We start from the raw sequence: 16,515 nt of genomic DNA on the forward strand, positions 1-16,515 counted from the left end.
ACGACGCAAACGCGCCTCGCCTATGGTTTGCCGATGACCGAGGACCTCCCGGCCGGCCCGCTGGCCGGCGTGCGGGTGATCGAGCTGGCCGGCATCGGGCCGGGCCCGTTCGCCGCGATGATGCTGGCGGACCTGGGCGCGGACGTGGTCCGGGTGGACCGGGCCACGGACGTGGACCCGGCCGCGTTCGGCACCCCGCACCCGGATCTGCTCAACCGGGGACGCCGCTCGGTCGGGGTGGACCTGAAGTCCCCCGGCGGCCGGGAGGTGGTGCTGGCCCTGGTCGCTGGCGCCGACGCGCTGATCGAGGGGTTCCGTCCGGGGGTGACCGAGCGCCTCGGCGTCGGCCCGGCGGACTGCCTGGCGGTGAACCCCCGGCTGGTCTACGGGCGGATGACCGGCTGGGGGCAGGACGGCCCGGCGGCCCCGTACGCGGGACACGACATCGGCTACCTGGCGCTGACCGGCGCGCTGCACGGGATCGGCCGGGCCGACGAGCGCCCGGTGCCGCCGATGAACCTGCTCGGCGACTTCGGCGGCGGCGGGATGATGCTCGCCCTCGGCCTGGTCTCCGCCCTGTACGCGGTGCGCGGCGGCGCGCGTGGGCAGGTGGTCGACGCGGCCATCGTCGACGGCGTGGCGGTGCTCAGCACCCAGATCCACGCGCTGCGCCGGCTCGGCATGTGGCAGGACGCACGCGGGGTGAACCTGCTCGACGGCGGCGCCCCGTTCTATGACACCTACGAGTGCGCCGACGGCCGCTACCTGGCCGTCGGCGCGCTGGAGCCCCGGTTCTACGACGAACTCGTCCGGCGCACCGGCTTCCCGCCACACCCCGACGAGGCGCTGGACCGCACCGATCCGGCGAACTGGCCGGCGCTGCGCCGGTCGTGGGCACGACTGTTCCGCACCCGGACCAGGGACGAGTGGACGGCGCTGCTGGCCTTCTCGGACGCCTGCGTGGCGCCGGTGCTGGACTGGCGGGAGGCGCCGGAGCACCCGCACCTGGCCTCGCGAGGCACCTTCGTGGAACGGGAAGGGGTCACCCAGCCGGCCCCGGCACCCCGCTTCTCCGGCACTCCCACCACGCTGCGTCGCCCGCCGCCCCACCCGGGCGAGCACACCGACGAGTTGCTGGCCGAGGTGGGCTTCGACCCGGATCGGGTCGCCGGCCTGCGCGCCGCCGGAGCCGTAGCCTGAGCGACGACGGCCGGCCTACGCGACGCTCGCGCCGTAGCCCGTGCGTCGACGGCCGGCCTGCGCGACGCTCGCGTCGTAGCCCGTGCACGACGGTCAGGAGCGACGCAGGGTGGCGCCCGGCGCCATCGCGGGCTCGACCATGTCCCGGTAGTCGCGTGGGAGCTGGACCACCACGTCGTCGAACTCGCCGCCGCTGATCGCCTCGCGCAGGGTGACGAACACCGCCCGTGTCGCGTCGCGGGCGGCAGGCTCCGCCACCCCGGCCCGCAACGCGACACGGGCGACGAACTCGGCCGCCCCGAACCGCTCCGCCGACTCGGTGCTCGGGCTCGGCTTCAGTACGAGCTGCAACGGCTTGGGCAGTTGGGCGGCGAGGTCCAGCACCTCGCCGCCGGTCAGCCGCTCGGCGAGGGTCTCCAGCGTCGCCCGGGTCAGCGCCACCGCCCGCTCGGAGGAGGTGCTGGTACGCCGGGCGACCTGGTCGACGAAGGTGTCGTAGTTCATCCGTACTCCCTTTGGCTGCGTCGGGGCCTGCGCGTACCCGCCGACGTGGCCGGGAAACGGCGGCGGATTTCCGCACCGGACGGCGCGTGACGGCCCGCCGGGCGGGTAACCGCCGCCGGTCGTGACCGGATCGATGCCCGGAGGAGCCGACACCATGGCGAGTTACGCCGACGTGCTGCACTACCTGTCGAGCCTGGACTACCCGGCCGAGAAGGACGACGTGGTACGCGAGGCCGAACGGGAGGGCGCCCCGCCGGACGTGCTGCGCGCGTTGCGGGCCCTGCCCCCGGTCGACTACGCCAACGGCAACGAGGTGGCCCGCTCAGCGGGCATCGAGGCGGCCCCGGAGGTCGGCTCCGCCCAACGGGCGACGCAGGCCCGGGACAAGCGGCACCAGCGGGTGTCACAGCACCTGCGCGGCATCTGAGCCTTGCTGTTCCAGGCCACCAGCGTGCCGGGGCCAGCCGCGCCCGGGCCGCACCTCGGTACCCGTGCCGGGCCGCACCCCAGCACCCGCGCCGGGCGGGACCGCGACGGTGACGGATGACGACGCGCCGGCCGGTCGGGCACACCCCGGCCGCGGTCCAGCTCACCGTGATGGGCGTGGTCGGGCTGGTGGCCGGTGGACTCACCGCGCTGGCCGCCACGCCGGCACTGGCGCCACTGGCCGGCTGGGACGCCGCCGCGCTGAGCTGGCTGGTGCTGGTCTGGCACAAGTTGTGGCCGATGGACGCGCGGTGGACGGCCCGGTTGGCGGTGTACGAGGATCCGAACCGGGCGGCCCGGGACGCGCTGTTGCTCGCCGCCTGCCTGGCCAGCCTGCTGGCCGTCGGCGTCGTGTTGACCCACGCGCACGGGACACCCGCCACGCCCGCCCGCAACGTCTACGGCGGGCTGGGCGTCCTGAGCGTGCTGCTGTCCTGGCTGGTGGTGCACACCGTGTTCGCCGCCCGGTACGCCCGGATCTACTACACGGGGCCGGACGGTGGGATCGACTTCAACCAGCCGGAGCCGCCGCGCTACTCGGACTTCGCCTACCTGGCGTTCACGGTCGGGATGACCTTCCAGGTCTCCGACACGAACCTGACCAGCAACGAGATGCGGCGCACGGCGCTGCGACACTCAATGGTGTCGTACCTGTTCGGGGCGTTCATCATCGCGGTCACGGTGAACCTGCTGGCCAGCCTGGCGAGTTGAACCGCCTGACGAGGTAAGCCGGTCTGGTGGAATGAGGGAGGGCCCTCCCGGACAGGCGGGCGCCCCCGTCGCGAACCGCGACCGGGGCGCCACACAGAACCTGTCCGGTAGCCGGTCGGGCCCGAACCGGGCCGCGACCACCAGGCGGCCGATGTACGCCCGAACCGGGCGGTCATCAGTGCCGCGATCATCATACGATGAAGCATCATCCGTTCGGCTGATTACGGCACAAGTGTGGGCCAGCCCACCAAATCGTCAACCGGCCAGCTCCGCGTAGCGTTGCTCCAGGTCGACCCGGGCCAGCGCCCCCACCAGCCAGGCGAGGCGTTCGGACTCGCCGCTGCCGGCCAGTTCCGCCAGGTCGTCGGCGGAGCGGCCCAGCCCCAGCCTGCGGGCCGCGACGAGCGCCCTGCGGTCGGCCACCGGTGCCACCTCCCGCCACAGCGCCTGGGCCTCGCGCAGGAACAGGTCCACCACCGCGCCGTCCACCCCGGGCAGTTCGGTGAGCAGTTCCCGCTCCCGGGCCGGGTCGTGGTGGGCCACCGCGCGCAGCCGGCGCAGGTCGCCCCGGTAGCGCTCCACCACGGCTCGGGCCAGGTCGCCGAGGGTGTCGGCCAGCGCGTCGACGTCGCCGCGCTGGCCGCTGTCGCGCAGCACGCGCACCCGGTCGGCGTGCAGGGAACGAGCCAGTCGGGCGGCACTGTCCCAGCCTGCGGCGGGCAGGGCGTGTGCACTGTCCAGGGCACGCCGGAAGTCTCCCCGGCGGGCCAGCAGTACGGCGAGGCAGAGCACCTGGAACAGGCTCGACGGGTTGTTGACCACCCGGAAGCCGTACTGCTCGGCGAAGCCCCGCCCGCTGGCCAGCCTGCGTACCAGGCGTTTCCTGTCCTCGGTTCGGGAACTGACTCTGGTCGGCATGCCGGCGACTACCCACGCCGCGCGAGGCCACGCCTGCCCTGCCCAGACTCAGCCGTGCAGCCCGCCGCTGCGGTCACGGGCCTTGAGGCGGGTGGTCGGCAGCTCCGGGGCGGGCAACGGCGGGGCGGAGTCGTCGGCTACGATGCCGAAGCGACGGCCGGCCGTCCAGTCCTCCCGGGCGGCGGCCACCTCCTCGTGCGAGCGACCGACGAAGTTCCACCACATCACCAGCGGCTCCTCGAACGGGGCCCCGCCGAGCAGCAGCAGTCGGCTCCCCGGCTCGCCCGTCAGGGTGAGCCGCTCCCGGCCGGCGCCGAGGTAGAGCAGCGCCCCCGGAGCGAACGGCACCCCGTCGACCTCGGCGGCGCCGGACATGGCCAGCAGCCCGTACTCGAAGTCGGGCCGCAGCGGCAGCGTGGCCGGCGCGGACCCGTGCAGCTCCAACTGCGCGCCGAGCAGCGGCGTGTACGTCACCGCCGGGGACCGTTCACCCGCGAGTTCGCCGACCAGCAGGGTGACGTCCAGTTCGCCGTCGCGCCAGCGCGGCAGGTCAGCGTGGTGGGCGAAGTCGGCGGCCCCGGCGCGGGCCGGGTCCGGCAGTGCCACCCAGAGCTGCACGCCGTGCATCAGTGGCGGATGCCGCTCGGGCGACCGCTCGGAGTGCGCGATGCCGTGCCCGGAGGTCATCACGTTGAGCTGGCCGGGGCGGATCGGCTGGACGTTGCCGAGGCTGTCCCGGTGCAGGATCTCCCCGTCGAGCAGCCAGGTCACCGTCTGCAACCCGGTGTGCGGATGCGGCGGCACCTCCATACCGGGCCGCTCGGCCACGTCGTCCGGGCCGAAATGGTCCACGAAGCACCAGGCGCCGACCATCCGCCGCTGCCGCTGAGGAAGGAGACGACGAACGGTCGTGTAGCGGCCCAGCGGCACGTCGTGACCCGGCAACAGGACGCTGCCGGGATCGGCGCCGGCCACGCCAGGTGGCCGGGTCTGCGCGGGCATTCTCTCGGTACGCTCCACCGCCCGACTGTACGCCGGGCAGGACGCCGATCCGCCCACACCCGCAGCCGCCGGTCGCTCCCACCGCTCAGCCGGCCCGCGCGGGCCGGCTTCCGGACATGCGGCTGGCCGGCGCCCCGGGCAGGGGTGCCGGCCAGCCGCGAATGCTCACCTGTGGGTGTCAGCTGTTCCAGTGCTCGGCGACCAGGTCGGCGGCCAGCTGCTCCCACTGCGCGTAGTGGTCCGGGTACGCCGACACCTGCACGGTCTGGGCGGCCTTGGTCAGCGGCATGTCCTGCCAGCCGTCAACCTGCTTCAGACCCTTAAGGAACGCCGTCGTCGAGTACTCCGGGTCGGTGATCTGCTCGACCGTGCCCCAACCACTCGACGGGCGCTGCTGGAACAGACCCTGCGAGTCGTGGTCGTTACGGTCACCCAGATGACCCAGGTTCTCCAACTTCGACTCCTGCAACGCCGTCGCGATCGACACCACCGCGGCCCGCTCATCCATACCGGCCTTCTTCGTCGCCGCGATGATCGCCTTCGTGCTCGCCACCTGCTCATCCGACAGGTCGATACGCGACTGGGCGCCCTGCACACCGTGCGGGATCAGCTTGGCCTTGTCGACGCCCGGCTTGTCAGCCTGCACCGCCACCGCCACCGGCTTGCCAGCCTCCACCGCCGGTGCCGCCTGAGCGGCAGCCGGACCAGCGAACACACCACCGGCAAACGCCAGACCAGCAATACCAAGCACGCTCTTACGAATGATCGTGTTCATCAGAAATGCTCCATTCGGGGTTGGCACCCGCACGCCGAACAAAGGGGGAACTCGGCTCGTGCGGGATGCAAGCACCGTCCGGCGCTCAATGAACCAGGGGGAAAATCTCCGACACTCTCTCGCCGAAGAGAAACTTCTGACCGGCCACACGGCCGGGAACCACCGGCTCCCAGGCGGGGCAGGGGACGCCCTCACCGGCCGGGACCATGTGTAACGACCGCCGGCCCGCCAACATTCCGGGCCCCGGCGCATCACCCCAACGGCCAGCGCGCCCTCACTCAGCCCGCAGCGGTAGTGGGCCCTACTCGGCCGTACGCGGGGTGTAACCACCCCGCCCCCGCCACGATTCCGCCCCCACGATGCCCCGCGCACCCCCAACTCCGACACCTGGCCCCGAACCACCCCACCCCAAACCCGACAAGCACCCCATCTCATACATTCGGCACGCCCGCGTGCGGCAGACGAGACCTTGGCAAGAAATGGCCCTTGGGGCGTTCTCGTACCAAGGTCTCCAGGCGGCAGACCGGGCGCACCGGGCAGCAGCCGGGACAGCCGTGCGGATACCGAGGGCGACCCCGACGGGGATCCGGACCGGGCGTGGTGACACCCGCCGGGGCGGCCTCACCGGTTCAGCGCGACAGGTCGCGGTCGTGGCCGGCGACCGGCCCGTCGGAGTAGGCGCTGCGGTAGATCGTGCCCCGCCCGGTCGGGTCCGGCGCGTGCGGCAGCGAGGCGGGATCGGCAGGCAGGACGAGGTCGGCAGGCAGGGCAAGGTCGGCAGGCGGGGCGGGGTCGGCGAGCTCCGCCTTGGCGCGCCGGGCCCGGATGATCCGGGAGATGACGAACCAGCCGGCGGCCACCACGCAGGCGACGATGACCACCTTCTGTAGCACGCCGGCGTAACCCTCGACCAGGTGCCAGTTGTCGCCGAGCAGGTAGCCGGCCATCACGAAGGTGGTGTTCCAGATCAGGCTGCCGAGCGTCGTGTAGACCGCGAAGGTCAACAGCGGCATCCGCTCCACGCCGGCCGGGATGGAGATCAGGCTGCGGAAGATCGGGATCATCCGGCCGAAGAAGACCGCCTTGACCCCGTGCCGCAGGAACCACTCCTCGGTGCGGTCCACGTCGCTCAGCTTGACCAGCGGCAGCCGCGCCGCGATCGCCCGGACCCGCTCCCTGCCGAGCGCGGCGCCGATCCAGTACAGGGCGAGGGCGCCGAGCAGGGAACCGAGGGTGGTCCAGAAGATCGCGCTGACCACGCTCATCCGGCCCTGGCCCGCGACGAAACCGGCCAGCGGCAGGATCACCTCGCTGGGGATCGGCGGGAAGAGGTTCTCGAGGGCCACGGCCAGACCCGCGCCGGGGCCGCCGAGCCGCTCGACCAGGTCGATGACGAAGCCGACCAGTCCGTCCTCGGGCGGCGCGGCCTTTTCGGGGGCGGCGGAGCCGGAGGCGAGCAGGGCGTGCGCGGTACGAATCATGGCCTACACGCTACGAACCGATTCTGGGAGCCCGCCAGCGGGCCGGCCCTCCGTCGCGCCGGAAGGCCCGCACCGGGCGGGGTGAGGAAATCCTCAGGGGACCGCCAGTGGCTTGACCTGTGCCGGTGCGTCGAGCGGTACGTACAGCTCGTGGCCGTTCTCCACTGAGCTGGCCCGGCGCGACGAGGGCACCCTGATGACGGTGCCCGGCTTCGTCCGGCTCATCGACCCGGCGCTGCCGGGCGACAGATACGGGGTCAGGCTGTTTCCGGAGGGTCAGGCCGGGTCGTGTCTCGCGACGAGGACGGCATACGACGCTCATCACCGTGCGAACGCCTGCGCCTCGGCGAACCGTCGCGGTGCCGACTAGAGTGTCCCTGTGAGCCCGCCCCACGGTCTCCAACGCGATGGCCTCCACGCGGGCGGCGGCGCGATGACCGGCCGGCTGGCCCAGCTGTGGCGTTACCCGGTGAAGTCGATGCTCGGTGAGCGGCTATCCGCCGCCGGCGTCGGTCCGGCGGGCGTGGCGGGCGACCGGCGGCTGGCCCTGCGGCATCGAGACACCGGGCGGGTGGCCAGTGCCAAGCACCCCAGGCTCTGGCGTGACCTGCTCATGTTCCGCGCGGCCGGCGCCGCACCCGATCCGGTACGGATCACGCTGCCCGACGGGCGGGCCCTGTCCAGCGTGGACCCCGACGTCGACGACGTGCTCTCCCGGGTGCTCGACGTCCCGGTGACGCTGATCGACCGGCCGCCCGCCGGGGCGGTCCTGGACCGGGCCGACCCGGACGCGGTGCTTGCCGCCGGCATCGCCGCCGACGTGCCGGTCGACGCCAACCCGCTCGGGGCGGCGGCGCCGGGCACCTTCTTCGACTTCGCCCCGGTGCACCTGGTCACCACGGCCACCCTGGCCCGGGTCGCCGCGGAGCTTCCGGGCGGCACCGTCGACGTGGCCCGCTACCGACCCAACCTCGTGCTCGACGTCGACGCGGACGGCTTCGCCGAGAACGACTGGGTCGGCCGCGAGCTGCGGGTCGGCGCGGAACTGGTGCTGCGGGTGCTCGCCCCGACCCCGCGCTGCGCGGTGCCGACCCTGGCACACGGGTCGCTCCCCCGCCAGACCGGGGCGCTGCGCGTTGCGGCCCGACTCAACCGGGTCGCCCCGCTGCCGGAGCTCGGCCCGCAGCCGTGCGTGGGCGCGTACGCGCAGGTGGTGCGAGGCGGTCGGGTGGCGCAGGGGGCTGTGGTCGAGGTCGGCTGAGCGCCGCTCAGTCGTCGTCGCCCTCGTCGTCGCCCCGCGCCGCAGTCTCGACCCGGTCCAGCAGGGCATCGAGTCGGGCTGCCGTGTCGGGCGGGATCTTCCCCTCCTCGGCCTCCTCGGCGAGGCGTTCCCGCAGCTGCTCGACCCGCTTGGCCCGGTCCTTCTGCTTGCCCCGGCTCAGGTCGACGAGCTTGTCCCGCAGCCCCTCGACCGTCTTGGGGTCGATCTCGCCGCGGGCCTGCGCCCAGGCGAGCACGGCGGTGAACTCGGCGGCGAGCTGCCGCAGGTCGACCGGGCCGGGCCGGGCGGTCACCGACGGCGGGGCGGAGGTCGGCGGCGGTGGCGTCGGCTTGGCCGAGGTCGGGTCCGCGGCCGGCATGCCGGTGGCCGGGGCCGCCGCCGGCGGCGGACTTCCGCCGTCGCTGAGGACGAGCGCCCCGACGAGTCCGACGAGCAGCGCGACGCCCACGGCGACGAGCGCGGTGACGGGCCTGTTCCGCGACGCCCACGGGCCGCCGGCGCCCCGTCCGGACGGCCGCCCCTCACCGTTCGGGGCGGGACGGCCGGTGCGGCCGGCCTCGGGGTGCTGCCCGCCCACCTGCGCCGGGTACGGCACCCCGGCACGGCCGATACCGGCGGGCCTGGGATCCGGTGACGGCAGCGAGCGGTCGATGAGGGTCGGCGGGTGCGCCGGCGGGGCTGCCGCGCCGGCGGAAAGGGTCGGCAGGATGGCTGTGGGCGGGTCAGCCTGCGCCCCGGTGGCGAACCGGGCGGAGAGCTGGGCCGCGCTCGGGCGGTGCGCTGGATCGGTGGCGAGGCAGGCCAGGGTCAGCTCGGCGATGTCGGCCGGCAGCCCGGGGACCCGCGGCGGCGGCACCGGCGGGTGCCCGGCGTGCACCTCCAGTGCGTCCTGCCAGGTCTGTACGGGCAGCGGGGCCTGGCCGGTAAGAGTGCGGTAGAGCAGCGCCCCGAGGGCGTAGACGTCGCTGGCCGGGTTCGGCGGCCCGGACCGCATCCGCTCCGGGGCGAAGTAGGCGGGAGTGCCCATCAGCAGCTCACCGGTCTGCCCGGCGCGCGGGTGGTGCGGTCCGGCGAGCGCGGCGATGCCGAAGTCGAGCACCTTGGCGCCGGTCTCGGTGAGCATGACGTTGCCGGGTTTGACGTCGCGGTGCACCACGCCGATGCGGTGGGCGGCGGCGAGCGCGGCGGCGATCTGACCGGCCATCCGCACCGCCTCCGGCCAGGGCATCGGTCCGGCGGCGAGCCGGTCGGCGAGGTTACGCCCCTGCACCAGCTCCATCACCAGGTACGGCACGACCACGCCGCCGTCCAGGGTCGCCTCGGCGTAGTCGTACACCTGGGTGACGTGCGGGTGGGTGAGCCGCGCGGCGGCGCGGGCCTCGCGTTGGATGGTGGCCCGCAGTTGCGGGTCGGTGGCGAACTCCCGGGTGAGTGCCTTGACTGCGACGGGGCGGTGCAGCACCTCGTCGTCGGCGCGCCACACCTCGGACATTCCGCCGAGGCCGATGCGCTCGCGCAGGACGTAACGGTCGTGCAACCGCAGGGTGGGCGAGAACGGCGACATAGTCGTTCAGTCTGCCCTGCCGGTTGGGACGGCCACCAGTGCGGTGACCGATCGTGTGCCGGTCGTCGGGGGCGGGGCCGCGACGACCGGCACGCGCGGCGGTCAGGAGCAGCGCGGCACGGCGGCGACCGGCGGCGGCTGGATCCGGTCGGCGAGCCGGCGCAGGACGCCGGCGGCGGCCAGCCGGGTAGGGGCGAGACGCGCGGTGCGGGGCCGCTCCGGGCGGACCGGGGCGTCCGGCCGGGCGGAGTTGACGTGGCGGGTCACCGCGTCGATGGCGAGGACGAAGCCGGTGGGCTGTTCCATGGTCAGCTCCCTGGGACGGGTCCGGTGGAGGACCGGACGACGAGTGCGGTGGGCAGCAGGACGTGGCCGGCCGCCGGATCGGCGGGCGGGTCGAGCAGGAGTCGGGCGGCGATGCGCCCCTTCTCCTCGGCGGGTTGCCGCACGGTGGTGAGGCCCGCGGTGGCGGCCTCGGCGATGTCGTCGAAGCCGGTGACCGAGATCGGCGGCCCGCCGGCCTCGGCGAGCGCGTCGAGGACGCCGAGTGCGAGCACGTCGGCGCAGGCCAGCACCGCCGTGGGCGGTTCGAGGGCGGCGAGCACGGCGGCGACGGCGGCGGCTCCGGCCGACCGGCTGTTGCCGGTGGCGGCGAGCACGGTCAGCTCGGGCCACGCGACGCCGACCTCGGCGAAGGCGTCGGCGAACCCAGCGAGCCGCGCCCGGGTGGTGGGATGGGCGACGTCGGCAACGTCGGCGAGACGCAGTTCGCCCGGGGCCGCGCCGGGCCGGACGGCGTCGCCGAGCAGGGCGACGCGCCGGTGCCCAAGCCCCGCCACGTGCGCGGCGACGGCTCGGGCAGCGGCCCGCTCGTCAATGCCGACGTAGCGGTCGTCGGGGCCGGCGTCGTCGCGGGGGGCGGTGGTGACGACTGGCAGACCGCGCTCGCGGAGCACGTCGACGACCCAGCCTTCGTCGCCCACGCAGTAGACGCAGAAGCCGTCGACGGCGGCGTTCTCCACCGCCCGCCGCGCGGCCGCCTCGGCGGTCGGCAGCGGCACGAGCAGCAGGCTGGTGCCGTGCCGCTCTGCCGCTTCGGAGACGCCGGCCAGGAAGCGGACCGCGAAGGGGTCGGTGAAGGCGTACGACAGCTGCGACTCGAAGAGCACCCCGATGGCGCCGACGTAGCCACGCCGCAGCGACCGAGCGGTGGGGTTGGGGCCGGGATAGCCGAGCTGCCGCGCGGCGTCCAGGATCCGCTGGCGCAGCGCGGCGGAGAGCTGGTCGGGCCGACTGTAGGCGTTGGAGACGGTGCTGCGGGACACGCCGACGGCGTCCGCGACGGCTTGCAGGGTCGGCTTCACCGCGCCTCCTCTGTATCGATTCAGACTGGATCGATACAGAGACTAGGTGGCGGGGGCCGCCGTCGTCAACGCGGTACGCCGGACGAAACGAATCCACCCCGCCCGGTCAGGCCGGACGGGGTGGTCGGAGGCAGACGGTCAGGGCTTGCGGGCCACCGCCCCGTACATGCTGACCTCGGCTGCCGCCGGGCGGGGCTGCGGGGCATCCCCGGCGCGCCACTCGGCGACCGAGGTGATGCCGGGCTCCACCAGTTCCAGCCCGTCGAAGAAGCGGGTGAACTCCGCCCGGGTGCGCAGGTTGATCAGGCCGTGCGGGCTGCCGCCCCGGGCCGCGGCCTTCGCCTCCTCGGCGATGTGCGCGGGCAGATGGTCATGGGTGGCGTGCGAGGCTGCCAGGTAGCTGCCCGGCGGCAGCGCGTCGAGCAGCCGGGTGACCACGGTGTACGGGTCGTCGTCGTCACCGACGAAGTGCAGGATCGCGACCAGCATCAGCGCGACCGGTCGGGAGAGGTCGATGGTGCGCAGCAGGTCGGGGTGGTGCAGGATCTTCTCCGGGTCGCGCAGGTCGGCGTCGATGTAGGCGGTGGCGCCCTCGGGCGAGCTGGTCAGCAGCGCCCGGGCGTGCGAGAGCACGATCGGATCGTTGTCGACGTAGACCACCCGCGACTCCGGGGCGATCGCCTGGGCGACCTCGTGGGTGTTGTCGGCGGTCGGGATGCCGGTGCCGATGTCGAGAAACTGGCGGATGCCCGCCTCCCCGGCGAGGTGGCGCACGGCCCGCTGGAGGAAGCGGCGGTTCTCCAGGGCGGCGGTGCGGATGGTCGGGAAGGACGCCGCCACCGCGTCGCCGGAGTCCCGGTCGGCCTGGAAGTTGTCCTTGCCGCCGAGCCAGTAGTTGTACCGGCGGGCGGGGTGGGCCACCGAGGTGTCGATGCGGTCACTCGGCTTGGTGGGGCCGGGCGTCGCACCCGGGGCATCGGTGGTCAAGGCAGCCTCCACGACTCTGCGCCACCCGCGACCGGGGGCGTCCGTCCACTGTCGCCGGTCGGCGACCATCGTAGCCGCATCGTCACCCGGGCGAGGCCCCACGGCGGTCACCCCGGGTAGAGGTCGTCCAGGATCCCGCCGAGGATCTCCGGCGTGCGCTCCGGCGGCTCGGCCTCCACACAGAGCCGCTCCATCGCCACCGCGTAGTAGTCGAGGTCGTCGCGCTTGTCGAGGTAGATCGCGCTGGTGAGCTGTTCGATGTAGACGATGTCCGGCAGCTCCTGGTCACCGAAGCGCAGGATGGTGAAGGACCCGCCCGCGGCGGCGTGCCCGCCGGCGGCGAACGGGATGACCTGGAGCCGGATGTTCGGCGCCTTCGTCGCCTCGACCAACGCCGCCACCTGGTCACGCATCACCCGGGGGCCGCCGATCGGCCGACGCAGCGCGGCCTCGTCCACCACCGCCCAGAGCTGCGGCGGTCTCTCGCGGTGCAGCAACCGCTGACGTTGCATACGCAGCGCGACCCGACGCTCGATCTCGGCCGGCGCGGCCCGCCCGTGCCCGAGCAGCACCACCGCCCGGGCGTACTCCCGGGTCTGGAGCAGGCCGGGGACGAACTGGACCTCGTAGCTGCGGATGAGCGCGGCGGCTGCCTCCAGGCCGAGGTACGACTGGAACCAGTTCGGCAGCACGTCGCCGTAGCGGTGCCACCAGCCCGGGTTGTTGGCGTCGCGGGCGAGCTTGAGCAGCGCCTCCCGCTCGTCGGCAGCGGTGACGCCGTAGAGGGTGAGCAGGTCGGCCACGTCGCGCTCCTTGAAGCCGACCCGACCCAACTCCATCCGGCTGATCTTCGACTCGGAGGCGCGGATCTCCCAGCCGGCACCCTCCCGGGTCACCCCGCCGGACTCACGCAACCGACGTAGCTGGGCACCGAGCAACATGCGCAGCACGGTCGGGCCGGTCGTCGGACCGCCCTCGGCGGGACCCATCGTCACTGCCGACCTCCACACGCCGGTTCGTGCCGACCGGGCGCCCCCCGCGCGGCCGACGTGTAAGCATGCCATGAACCGTGAGTGAGGTGAACTCCCTCGGAACGGTCGATCGGGCGCGTCGACGGGGCGGGACTGTCAGGCGATCAGGTTGTCGAAGTCGCCGTCGCGGGCGCCGAGCACGAAGGCGGTGATCTCGTCCGCCGTGTAGATCAGCGCCGGCCCTTCGGGGTGCCGGGAGTTGCGCAGGGCGATGCCGGCGCCACCGGGCAGTTCGGCCAGCTCGACGCAGTTGCCGCTGGGGTTGCTCCGGCGACTCTTCTGCCAGTCGAGCGGGGGCAGCTGGGTGGTGGGAACGCCGTTCGGAGGCTGTTGCATGGGCGTCTTTCTCTCGCGAGCCCCGCCGCTGCCGGCAGTCGTGCCTGATGAGGGGCGCACGGCATCGACGAGAGGGCTTCCTGCACGTGCATCTGCTATTGCATCTGCATCGGACAGCGAGCATGATAACGCACGTGAATGGTACCCATCTGTTCACTCTGAGTTACCCGGACCTGGGCTGCCACCAGGGAAGACAGGCCCGGCACGGGGCGCGGACGATCGCGCGCGAGGGCCGGAGACATCGTGGTGATGGGAGGTCCCGTGCCGGATCCGATGACCATCGCTTCCGGCATCTGTGCCGCCGGGGCACTCGTCACCTCCTGGCAGCTACGACGCCGCGCGATCCAGGCCGAGGTCGAGATCAGGCACCTGCAGGCTGAGCTCGACGCCGAGCGGCACGCCGCCAGCCATGACCCCCTCACCGGCCTGCCCAACCGCCGCGCCTTCTACCGCCTGGCCGCCACGCTGCTCACCGACGCGGCCGGGCAGCCGCTGATCGCCGTGGTGCTCGACCTCGACGACTTCAAGCAGATCAACGACCGCTACGGGCACGCCGCCGGCGACCAGGTGCTGGTCAGCGTCGCCCAACGGCTCGCCGCCTTCGCCGGGGACAACCTGGTCGCCCGGCTCGGCGGCGACGAGTTCGCCGGGCTGCTGGCCACCCCGACGATCGATCGGCGGTGGATCGAGCACGCCACCCGGCGGCTCTGCGACAGCCTCGCCGCGCCGATCCCGCTGGGCGGGCTCAGCGTCCGGGTGACCGCCTCCGTCGGGCTCGCCCCCGTCACCGGGCCGGGGCAGCTCACCGAGGCACTCGACCGGGCCGACGCCGCCATGTACCGGGCCAAGAGCCTCGGGGTGGCCCGCCCGCCCCGGCAGCTTGTCGACACCGCCCACCTGGCGGAGTGCTGAGCCGACACCCTTTCGACGTGTCTCGCGCCGGATGCCGGGTATGCCGACAGGGTCAGCGCCGCACCCGCGAGAGGGGAACCACCGTGGCGAACATCCGGGCCCTGGTCCTGAACTGCACCCTCAAGCGCTCCCCCGCCCCGTCGAGCGCCGAGGTGCTCGGGCGCGAGGTGCTCGACGCCCTCGCCGAACAGGGCGTGGCGGGCGACCTGGTCCGGGTCGTCGACCACGACGTGCGGTTCGGAGTCTCCACCGACGAGGGTGACGGCGACGGCTGGCCGGCCATCCGGTCCAGGCTGATGGCCGCGCAGATCCTCGTCCTCGCCACGCCGATCTGGCTCGGCCAGCCGTCCGCCGTGTGCAAGATGGTCCTCGAACGGCTCGACGCCGAGCTCTCCGAGACCGACGCCGAGGGCCGGCTGCTCACCTACGGCAAGGTGGCCGGTGTCGCGGTCGTCGGCAACGAGGACGGCGCGCACCACACCATCGGCCAGGTGCAGCAGGCCCTCAACGAGGTCGGGTTCACCTGCCCCGCGGCGGCAGCCACCTACTGGGTCGGGGAGGCGCTGCACACGGTGGATTACATCGACGTCCGACCCAAGCCCGACACCACGGGTCGCACCACGAAGGCGTTGGCCCTCAACAGCGCGCACCTGGCCCGGCTGCTGGCCGAGCAGCCGTACCCGCCGCCGGACGCCCGCGCCGCCGCCGTCGGCCCGAGCCGCGAGCCGACCTGACCGTCAGCACCAGCCGTAGCCGGCGCGCAGGGCCTGTCCGACCCGGTCGAAACGGGGCCGGTCCAGCACCGCGCCCTCCCGGCGGATGCTGTCCTCCCGCATGGTCAGCACCCGGTCCAGCCGCACCCAGCTCGGCCGGTTGTCCCGGTCCCACTCGCCCGGACCGAGCGCGAGCCAGTGCCGCTGACCGTCGCGCTCGCCCTGACTGGAGAGCATCAGCCCGAACAGGGTGCGGCTGTGCCGGCCCACCACCAGCACCGGCCGGTCCTTGCCCTGGCGCGGGTCGTCCTCGTACGGCACCCAGGTCCAGACGATCTCGCCGGGGTCGGCGTGCCCGTCGAGCTCCGGGGCGTACGCCAGTTGCCGGCGCTGCAACGCGGCGACCTGGCGGCGCCGGGCGACCTGCGCCGGGCCGGGCCCGGGCCGTCGGGGCGACGGGATGACGGCGCCGATGCGGGCCGCCACACTCCTGAGAAGACCTGCCACGACCGGCAGCCTATCCCCCGGCGGGGCCGCAGGCCCGGGCGGGACAATCCGGTGGACCGGGCCCGGGTGATCGGTCAGGATCGGCGCCATGCAGGTCCCCGTCCACCAGGTCCGCGCCCGCTTCACCGCCGACACCGTGACCGTCTACCAGGCGTACCCGCCGGAGATCGCCCTTCCGGCGCTGGCCGCCGGCCGCTTCGTGCCGCCGTTCAAGCGGGAACGGATGACCTGGATCAAGCCGTCTTTCCGCTGGATGATGTACCGCTGTGGCTGGGGCACGAAGCCCGGGCAGGAGCGGGTGCTGGCTGTCGAGATCACCCGCGCCGGCTTCGAGTGGGCGCTGGCCCACTCGTGCCCGAGCAGCTTCGACCGCGACCAATACCAGGACCGGGAGACCTGGTCGCGGCAGCTGCGGGCCAGCCCGGTGCGGGTGCAGTGGGACCCGGAACGGTCGCTGCGGCTGGCCCCGCTGCCGCACCGGTCCCTGCAGGTCGGGCTCTCCGGCGAGGCGGTGCGCCGGTACGTCGACGAGTGGCTGGTCGGCCTCACAGACGCGACCCCGACCGCCCACGCGGTGCGCGCGGTGCTCGACGTCGGCGACGACACCGCCGCCGAGGCACTGCTGCCCCCGGAACGCCCGTATCCGCTGCCGCCCGACCTGGCCGCCGTCGTCGCGGGCGGTGATCTGCGGGGGCTGCGTCACGTCCGTGGGTAGTAACATCAGAGCGCGGTCGAACAGGCC

Annotated in this window: 20 protein-coding genes; 7 read left to right on the forward strand and 13 right to left on the reverse strand. The window is 73.6% G+C overall.

Going from position 1 to position 16,515, the window contains the following annotated elements; translation table 11 throughout:
* Positions 1-33: 33 nt before the first annotated feature.
* Positions 34-1,200, forward strand: a complete 1,167-nt coding sequence (locus GA0070608_RS27095; protein WP_091631409.1) for a CaiB/BaiF CoA transferase family protein — start codon at positions 34-36, stop codon at positions 1,198-1,200.
* A gap of 93 nt (positions 1,201-1,293) precedes the next feature.
* Here the strand turns inward: GA0070608_RS27095 and GA0070608_RS27100 are convergent, their stop codons facing one another.
* Positions 1,294-1,704 carry a DUF2267 domain-containing protein gene (locus GA0070608_RS27100; protein ID WP_091631411.1) on the reverse strand — a complete coding sequence of 137 codons (411 nt, stop codon included), beginning with the start codon at positions 1,702-1,704 and terminating at the stop codon, positions 1,294-1,296.
* 154 nt (positions 1,705-1,858) lie between these two features.
* Between GA0070608_RS27100 and GA0070608_RS27105 the strand changes: the two genes are divergently transcribed.
* Together GA0070608_RS27105 and GA0070608_RS27110 are read left to right on the forward strand one after the other, a co-directional pair.
* Entirely contained in the window at positions 1,859-2,131 is a 273-nt protein-coding gene (locus tag GA0070608_RS27105) for a DUF2795 domain-containing protein (protein ID WP_091631414.1), read from the forward strand.
* Positions 2,132-2,247: 116 nt separating this feature from the next.
* Positions 2,248-2,901, forward strand: coding sequence for a DUF1345 domain-containing protein (locus GA0070608_RS27110; RefSeq protein ID WP_218107592.1), 654 nt, complete (start codon positions 2,248-2,250; stop codon positions 2,899-2,901).
* 255 nt (positions 2,902-3,156) lie between these two features.
* Here the strand turns inward: GA0070608_RS27110 and GA0070608_RS27115 are convergent, their stop codons facing one another.
* The 5 genes from GA0070608_RS27115 to GA0070608_RS34060 all read right to left on the reverse strand — a co-directional run bounded on the left by GA0070608_RS27115 (position 3,157) and on the right by GA0070608_RS34060 (position 7,302).
* Complete coding sequence (locus tag GA0070608_RS27115; RefSeq protein WP_091631416.1) at positions 3,157-3,819, reverse strand: hypothetical protein; 663 nt, start codon at positions 3,817-3,819, stop codon at positions 3,157-3,159.
* Positions 3,820-3,867: 48 nt separating this feature from the next.
* The gene (locus GA0070608_RS27120; protein WP_091631419.1) at positions 3,868-4,839 is read right to left on the reverse strand and encodes a pirin family protein; all 972 of its coding nucleotides are present in this window, start codon (positions 4,837-4,839) and stop codon (positions 3,868-3,870) included.
* Between the two features lie 160 nt (positions 4,840-4,999).
* Positions 5,000-5,596 (reverse strand): hypothetical protein, encoded by a 597-nt coding sequence (locus tag GA0070608_RS27125; protein ID WP_091631421.1) that lies wholly within the window; start codon positions 5,594-5,596, stop codon positions 5,000-5,002.
* 629 nt (positions 5,597-6,225) lie between these two features.
* Entirely contained in the window at positions 6,226-7,077 is an 852-nt protein-coding gene (locus GA0070608_RS27130) for a DedA family protein (RefSeq protein ID WP_091631424.1), read from the reverse strand.
* 93 nt (positions 7,078-7,170) lie between these two features.
* Complete coding sequence (locus GA0070608_RS34060) at positions 7,171-7,302, reverse strand: hypothetical protein (RefSeq protein ID WP_266321256.1); 132 nt, start codon at positions 7,300-7,302, stop codon at positions 7,171-7,173.
* Between the two features lie 154 nt (positions 7,303-7,456).
* Here GA0070608_RS34060 and GA0070608_RS27140 point away from each other — a divergent pair, with 154 nt between their 5' ends.
* Entirely contained in the window at positions 7,457-8,338 is an 882-nt protein-coding gene (locus GA0070608_RS27140; protein WP_245715965.1) for an MOSC domain-containing protein, read from the forward strand.
* Between the two features lie 7 nt (positions 8,339-8,345).
* Here the strand turns inward: GA0070608_RS27140 and GA0070608_RS27145 are convergent, their stop codons facing one another.
* From GA0070608_RS27145 to GA0070608_RS27170, 6 genes are all read right to left on the reverse strand, one after another.
* Positions 8,346-9,923: a serine/threonine-protein kinase gene (locus GA0070608_RS27145; protein WP_091631431.1), complete on the reverse strand. Its 1,578-nt coding sequence runs from the start codon at positions 9,921-9,923 to the stop codon at positions 8,346-8,348.
* A gap of 102 nt (positions 9,924-10,025) precedes the next feature.
* Complete coding sequence (locus GA0070608_RS27150) at positions 10,026-10,229, reverse strand: hypothetical protein (protein ID WP_091631434.1); 204 nt, start codon at positions 10,227-10,229, stop codon at positions 10,026-10,028.
* 2 nt (positions 10,230-10,231) lie between these two features.
* A complete protein-coding gene (locus GA0070608_RS27155) occupies positions 10,232-11,287 on the reverse strand; it encodes a LacI family DNA-binding transcriptional regulator (RefSeq protein ID WP_091631436.1) in 1,056 nt (351 codons plus the stop codon).
* 138 nt (positions 11,288-11,425) lie between these two features.
* Positions 11,426-12,274: an SAM-dependent methyltransferase gene (locus tag GA0070608_RS27160; RefSeq protein WP_091636293.1), complete on the reverse strand. Its 849-nt coding sequence runs from the start codon at positions 12,272-12,274 to the stop codon at positions 11,426-11,428.
* A 107-nt stretch (positions 12,275-12,381) separates the two neighbouring features.
* Positions 12,382-13,263, reverse strand: coding sequence for a helix-turn-helix domain-containing protein (locus GA0070608_RS27165; protein ID WP_091631439.1), 882 nt, complete (start codon positions 13,261-13,263; stop codon positions 12,382-12,384).
* 138 nt (positions 13,264-13,401) lie between these two features.
* Positions 13,402-13,641: a DUF397 domain-containing protein gene (locus GA0070608_RS27170; RefSeq protein WP_091631441.1), complete on the reverse strand. Its 240-nt coding sequence runs from the start codon at positions 13,639-13,641 to the stop codon at positions 13,402-13,404.
* A 261-nt stretch (positions 13,642-13,902) separates the two neighbouring features.
* Here GA0070608_RS27170 and GA0070608_RS27175 point away from each other — a divergent pair, with 261 nt between their 5' ends.
* Entirely contained in the window at positions 13,903-14,553 is a 651-nt protein-coding gene (locus GA0070608_RS27175; RefSeq protein WP_091631443.1) for a GGDEF domain-containing protein, read from the forward strand.
* A gap of 83 nt (positions 14,554-14,636) precedes the next feature.
* Positions 14,637-15,287: a flavodoxin family protein gene (locus GA0070608_RS27180; RefSeq protein WP_091631446.1), complete on the forward strand. Its 651-nt coding sequence runs from the start codon at positions 14,637-14,639 to the stop codon at positions 15,285-15,287.
* 3 nt (positions 15,288-15,290) lie between these two features.
* Here the strand turns inward: GA0070608_RS27180 and GA0070608_RS27185 are convergent, their stop codons facing one another.
* Positions 15,291-15,773 (reverse strand): type II toxin-antitoxin system PemK/MazF family toxin, encoded by a 483-nt coding sequence (locus tag GA0070608_RS27185; RefSeq protein ID WP_091631449.1) that lies wholly within the window; start codon positions 15,771-15,773, stop codon positions 15,291-15,293.
* Between the two features lie 88 nt (positions 15,774-15,861).
* On the opposite strand from GA0070608_RS27185, the gene GA0070608_RS27190 reads away from it, so the two are divergent.
* Entirely contained in the window at positions 15,862-16,488 is a 627-nt protein-coding gene (locus GA0070608_RS27190; protein WP_091631451.1) for a DUF4291 domain-containing protein, read from the forward strand.
* The last annotated feature ends 27 nt before the right edge of the window (positions 16,489-16,515 follow it).

The organism is Micromonospora peucetia, from assembly GCF_900091625.1.
GTDB classification, from domain to species: domain Bacteria; phylum Actinomycetota; class Actinomycetes; order Mycobacteriales; family Micromonosporaceae; genus Micromonospora; species Micromonospora peucetia.

Excerpts from the sequence above, each read along its gene's own strand:
- GA0070608_RS27095 (WP_091631409.1), top strand. The coding sequence starts at position 34 with ATGACCGAGGACCTCCCGGCCGGCCCGCTGGCCGGCGTGCGGGTGATC.
- GA0070608_RS27100 (WP_091631411.1), bottom strand. The coding sequence starts at position 1,704 with ATGAACTACGACACCTTCGTCGACCAGGTCGCCCGGCGTACCAGCACC.
- GA0070608_RS27105 (WP_091631414.1), top strand. The coding sequence starts at position 1,859 with ATGGCGAGTTACGCCGACGTGCTGCACTACCTGTCGAGCCTGGACTAC.
- GA0070608_RS27110 (WP_218107592.1), top strand. The coding sequence starts at position 2,248 with ATGACGACGCGCCGGCCGGTCGGGCACACCCCGGCCGCGGTCCAGCTC.
- GA0070608_RS27115 (WP_091631416.1), bottom strand. The coding sequence starts at position 3,819 with ATGCCGACCAGAGTCAGTTCCCGAACCGAGGACAGGAAACGCCTGGTA.
- GA0070608_RS27125 (WP_091631421.1), bottom strand. The coding sequence starts at position 5,596 with ATGAACACGATCATTCGTAAGAGCGTGCTTGGTATTGCTGGTCTGGCG.
- GA0070608_RS27130 (WP_091631424.1), bottom strand. The coding sequence starts at position 7,077 with ATGATTCGTACCGCGCACGCCCTGCTCGCCTCCGGCTCCGCCGCCCCC.
- GA0070608_RS34060 (WP_266321256.1), bottom strand. The coding sequence starts at position 7,302 with ATGAGCCGGACGAAGCCGGGCACCGTCATCAGGGTGCCCTCGTCGCGC.
- GA0070608_RS27145 (WP_091631431.1), bottom strand. The coding sequence starts at position 9,923 with ATGTCGCCGTTCTCGCCCACCCTGCGGTTGCACGACCGTTACGTCCTG.
- GA0070608_RS27150 (WP_091631434.1), bottom strand. The coding sequence starts at position 10,229 with ATGGAACAGCCCACCGGCTTCGTCCTCGCCATCGACGCGGTGACCCGC.
- GA0070608_RS27165 (WP_091631439.1), bottom strand. The coding sequence starts at position 13,263 with ATGGGTCCCGCCGAGGGCGGTCCGACGACCGGCCCGACCGTGCTGCGC.
- GA0070608_RS27170 (WP_091631441.1), bottom strand. The coding sequence starts at position 13,641 with ATGCAACAGCCTCCGAACGGCGTTCCCACCACCCAGCTGCCCCCGCTC.
- GA0070608_RS27190 (WP_091631451.1), top strand. The coding sequence starts at position 15,862 with ATGCAGGTCCCCGTCCACCAGGTCCGCGCCCGCTTCACCGCCGACACC.